This window comes from Pedobacter sp. HMWF019 (genome assembly GCF_003061025.1).
In the GTDB taxonomy this organism is placed as follows: Bacteria; Bacteroidota; Bacteroidia; order Sphingobacteriales; family Sphingobacteriaceae; genus Pedobacter.
This window is the reverse complement of the sequence record NZ_QAIL01000292.1, coordinates 1-4954: the sequence shown is the minus strand read 5'-3', so window position 1 is coordinate 4954 and position 4954 is coordinate 1. Positions and strand designations below refer to the sequence as shown.

Here is a 4954-nt window from a genome sequence, read left to right as displayed (position 1 = left end):
TTGTACCATTGCTGATCTTTGCGCGGAGCTTGGACTGAGTGCACCTAAGGTCAATAATCTATTAAGTGATCTGATTGCAGATGACTTGGTGCAAGATTTTGGAAAAGTAGAATCCAGGGGTGGAAGGAAGCCGAATATGTACGGGCTTGTATTGGCTTCTGGATTCTTTCTTGGAGTGGACGTAAAGGAAAGTTATCTGAATTTTGGCTTAATGGACCTTCAGAAAAATCTGATCCATTATGTCGAAAAACAAGCTTACAGACTAGAGAATAACCAAGATTCACTGGATGATCTATGTGCGTTGATCAATGCCTTTATTGCTAGTGTTCCCGTGTCTAAGGATAAGATTCTTGGTGTGGGCATCAATTTATCGGGAAGGATCAATTATGCAACAGGTTACAGTTATAGTTTCTTTAATTTTAATGAAGAGCCTCTAAGTAAGATTATGGAAAATAGTCTTGGTCTGAGAATTTTTTTGGAAAATGATTCCAGAGCCATGGCTTATGGAGAGTTCAGTTCAGGAGTAGTGCACGAAGAAAAAAATGTGTTGTTTCTAAATATGGATTACGGACTGGGGGTTGGAATTATGATCAATAGTCAGTTGTATTATGGTAAATCTGGTTTTGCTGGTGAATTTGGCCATATTCCTATATTTAACAATGAGATTATCTGTCGTTGCGGAAAACGTGGCTGTCTGGAAACAGAGGCTTCAGGCTGGGCTTTAAAACGTATGTTTAAAGAGAAATTAAGAGAAGGTTCTTCTTCTATATTATCCAATATGGACCCGGAAGGCTTGAGTTTAAAGGATATCATCAGTGCAGCAATCAACGATGATGTACTGGCGATAGAATTGATCGCTATACTGGGAGAAAAACTCGGAAGAGGTATTGCGATTCTAATCAATATTTTTAATCCTGAACTGGTGATCTTAGGTGGCAGTTTAGCGACAACCGGAGAATACATCCGGTTGCCGATTAAAAGTTCTCTTAATAAGTATTCTTTGAGCCTTGTAAATAACGATACCCATCTGAAGATGTCTAAACTAGGTGAAAAATCTGGGGTAATTGGGGCTTGTTTACTGGTTAGGAATCGCTTATTATCACTTAATTAATGGACTTCGTTTTTCTAACTCTGCAATAGGTAATTTGATGGTTCGGCCAATCGCCTGATTGCCCCGGTAGGTAACTACGCGAATACTTTGAGCGCCTTTCGGTATGCTTAAGGGTTGACCAGTATACTTTGGATAATATTGGTCCGGATCCGAATCATCAAAAGCGTAATGAATATCGAGATCTTTTACCTCTGTTTTCAGGCTTAAGAGTAGTTCGTTTTGTGGACCTCGGCTGCTGTAAATCATTGCATCATAAAAATATCTGGAGTATTTGGTGCCTTCCTGATCAAGAACTGGAAGCTGCTTTTCTACCCGACGGATGAAATTTTCCCAGCCGCATTGGTTGTTGCCGCTCCATAAGATCTCGCTTAATGCAAAAGCCCTTGGCCAGGTCATGAACTGGAGTTTACGTTCATTAGGTACCTGTTCTGTCCAAAGGCTGCCTTGTCCGCCTAGTACCTGTTTAGGGTCGATTCCCGCTGGTAAAGCGTTAAACTCGAAGGTTGTACTGAGCTTGTTTACAGTAAAAGGTGCATTTTCCAGATAAGGGTCGCCCTGATAAAAATCAAGATACGTATAAGCTGCAGGTGTCATCACCACCTGATGTCCTTCGCGGGAAGCATGGATTCCTCCCTTGTTGTCTTTCCAGCTCATGAAAGCCATACGATCCGCAAGGCCTCCGGTCAGGTTCTCGTACCATCCAATTGGGGTTTTTCCTTTAGAAATCACAATTTTCGCTACTTTTTTAATGAAATAAGATTGCAGTTCTTCTGAGCTTTGTAAATGTTCCTCTCGTATTCTTTTTTGACAGCGCGGACATTTATCCCAATACATTCTGGAAACCTCATCGCCTCCGATATGGATGTATTTGGAGGGGAACATTTCTGCGATCTCTGTAATGATATGGTCCAGGGCAACAAAAACAGAATCATTTCCTGCACAAAGAACATTGGTTCTGCTGGCATTCCATGGATCTCCGGCGAGTACTTGCTGGGGTGTTTTGGTGCAGGATAGTTCAGGATAGGAGGCAATCATGGCCAGACTATGGCCGGGAATGTCCACTTCGGGTACGATGTCTATAAAGTGTTTTTGTGCGTGCTCTATGATGTCCCGGATATCTTCTTTACTATAAAAACCACCGTAAGTTGTACTTTCCCCTGCTCCTGGCGCTTTCTGATTTTTCCAATAGCCGGTTCTCGGTACACGCCATGAACCAATGGTATTTAACTTCGGCAGGCTTCGGATCTCTATTCTCCAGCCCTGATTGTCGGTTAAGTGCAGGTGTAATGTGTTGAATTTGTACTTTGCCATCTGACTGATATAGCGCTTAATGACTTCCTTATCAAAAAAGTGTCTGCTCAGATCCACCATCAGGCCCCTCCATTGGAAAGCAGGGTAGTCTGTTATCTGGAGACAAGGCAGTTTAATACCTGAAGTATTGATTATCTGGCATAAACTCTGAACCGCGTAAAAAAGCCCTGCAGGATCATTGGCCTGAATAATGATTTTTGTGGGCTGGATATTCAGTTGGTAGCCTTCCTTACCAAGTTTAGGATTATGTTCCTTATTCAGGACCATAGAGATGGTATTGTTGTGTTGGTTTTTTTTGTTGATCCGGAATTTTGTACTGTTGCTCAGCTGGTCCATTAAGCTTTGAAGTAGGGGAGGGACTATCCTGGGGTCTGTTATACTGCTCAGACTGGTGTTCTTGTTTAAATTAAAATGACCTTTAGCAAAATGGTATTCTACAGGTCTGGGAATCAGTGTTAGTTCCTGCGCTAGGCTATTTAAAGTGTTTAGTAAGAAAAGATATAGGATGAAGTGTTTTTTGAGCATAAGGATCTACTTATTTAGATGTTCGGAGAAAAATCTGAAATGCTGGACAATAGTTTTCGACCAATAGCCTCCCGTATGTCCTCCTGGTTGCGCGGTATAAGTGGCTGCAATTTTGAGTTCGTCGCATTTTTGACGGAACTGCTTACTAGTCAAATAGAGATAGTCTTCTGTACCGCTGTCGAAAATAAGAGCTTTGTTTCTTTCTTTCAGGTCTTTGAGTTTGTTGACTGCCGAATAATCATCATAGGCCTTATTGCTTTCTGAATATTCACCTAGGAGATGGCTTATTGTTGTTTTTCTAAAGGCGGAATATCGCAGATTTAATACTCCTGAAGTGGAACCTGCACCGGCAAAATGCTCTGGATGGTTCAGGAAAAGCCACATTGCGCCGTGACCGCCCATACTTGCTCCGGTAATGAAATAGTTTTTAGAGTCTGTGCTATATTTATTTGTGATCATTGGCAACAATTCTTCCATGAAAAAACGTTCATATTGAACACTGTCGGAGTTTAATGAATTGATGTACCAGCTTTTTTTTAATCCGTCTGGACAAACAATAATGAAGTTGTAGGTATTGGCCAGTTGCTGGAGGTTTGCTAATTTATTCCAGCTCTTAAAATTGGCAGAATGTCCATGAAGTAAAAAAATGACCGGATATTTTTGTCGTTTCTGGTAGTTTCCGGGTTTGAATACCCAAATAGAATCTGTTGTTTTTAAATTCTGTCTGGAATTTATGGTAAGTGTTTCCTGTCCATAACAAAATGAAGTCAGTAGAAAAAAGCTTAGAAATAAAGATTTATACATTTTTTAACAGTTAAGGCAGCATGTCGACCGGGATAAATACAAGCGGGGTAGGCAGGCAGGAAGCGCCCGGTGGGGAGTAGGTCAGCTGGATCTGTTGTTCTTGTCCGTCTTTTGATGGTGGAAATACCTGGATCAGGACAACTTCAGGTGCTCCTTTTGTGGTGAGCTCTTTCTTTGGCAGCTGAATCACTCCAGGTGCAAATTTCCCTTTGCTGACCACCATGCTGGCTGCCATACCGTTACACCATTTGTTGTCGGAAGATCTGGAATTCCAGGTAACCAGTGCAAGACCTTTTCCGTCAGAGCTTTTCCATTTCAGGTTAATATGGTATAAAATACCGTAATTTCCACTTAGTATTGAGGTTTGTCCGCTGGTGCCTTCTTTGCCTGTAACCCAGGGATCGGTTGTTCCATCTGCAACTGTTAATGCGGTGATTCCTGTCCTGGTATCTAATATCTCTTTGTTTTCTATGGAATAATTGCTAATCCCGTAAACTCCCCGGCCGGCCCCACTTTGACTTTTTGGAGATAATATGTTTTTAATTCGGGTTAACGCGGCTGTTCCTGTTGATTTTGGATCTGTTTGAATCACATTGATCTCTCCTGGCTGGTCGATTACAAATTCGTAAAAACCGTGAACAAGTTCATCGTATTTGGTGATCTGTTTTTCTAATCGGTCATCTATAGCTACAGATGCTCCGGGCTTCAGGGTGCGAACCGTTTCATTGCCTTGTGAATTGAAATAATCGGTAAGGCCCTGCTTTCCTGCTTTAAAATAATTAGCAGTTGGTGCCTGACTGGAATATTTTAACATTCTGATGTGCATGTTACCTTTTCCTTTGTTGGTGATTAATGCAGTGATTTTTCGATCCATCTTATTTGGAGTGATTACACCATTTACATTATAGAGGTAAAAGCGAACGCTTCCAGGAGTTACCTGTTCTTTGAGTGCAACTGCTTCTGGTACTCTGATATATTCAGGATCATCAGAGATGACAAACTGCGGCCCAGGAAGAACTGTTTTCTGATAAGTGATTTGGGAAAGGTTTTGAAGTTGTAAATCACTTAGTCGGGCAATGCCGCCTTGTTCTGTGCTTAATAACTGTTTGTTCTGTATAGAAGTGATGTTTTGACTGTAAGCTGTTTGAAAAACAGCAAATAGAGAGAGTGTTATGCATGTGGTTAGTTTGCAAATGTTCATTT

The 4954-nt window shown here is 41.3% G+C and carries 4 protein-coding genes; 1 reads left to right on the top strand and 3 read right to left on the bottom strand.

The window, feature by feature from the left end; translation table 11 throughout:
* Nucleotides 1-1111: ROK family protein (locus tag DBR11_RS16705; RefSeq protein WP_108553792.1), on the top strand; the 1111-nt coding region annotated here is incomplete at its 5' end.
* On the opposite strand, the gene DBR11_RS16700 is transcribed toward DBR11_RS16705, so the two are convergent.
* The 3 genes from DBR11_RS16700 to DBR11_RS16690 form a co-directional block, all read right to left on the bottom strand.
* Nucleotides 1100-2947, bottom strand: a complete 1848-nt coding sequence (locus DBR11_RS16700; RefSeq protein WP_108553791.1) for a beta-N-acetylhexosaminidase — start codon at nucleotides 2945-2947, stop codon at nucleotides 1100-1102. The genes DBR11_RS16705 and DBR11_RS16700 overlap by 12 nt on opposite strands.
* 6 nt (nucleotides 2948-2953) lie before the next feature.
* On the bottom strand, nucleotides 2954-3751 hold the full coding sequence (locus DBR11_RS16695; protein WP_108553790.1) for an alpha/beta hydrolase family protein: 798 nt from the start codon (nucleotides 3749-3751) through the stop codon (nucleotides 2954-2956).
* A gap of 10 nt (nucleotides 3752-3761) precedes the next feature.
* Nucleotides 3762-4954: copper amine oxidase (locus DBR11_RS16690; RefSeq protein WP_108553789.1), on the bottom strand; the 1193-nt coding region annotated here is incomplete at its 5' end.

What these genes read in the sequence shown, in the direction of transcription:
- DBR11_RS16700 (WP_108553791.1), bottom strand. Translation starts at nt 2,947, where the DNA reads ATGCTCAAAAAACACTTCATCCTATATCTTTTCTTACTAAACACTTTA.
- DBR11_RS16695 (WP_108553790.1), bottom strand. Translation starts at nt 3,751, where the DNA reads ATGTATAAATCTTTATTTCTAAGCTTTTTTCTACTGACTTCATTTTGT.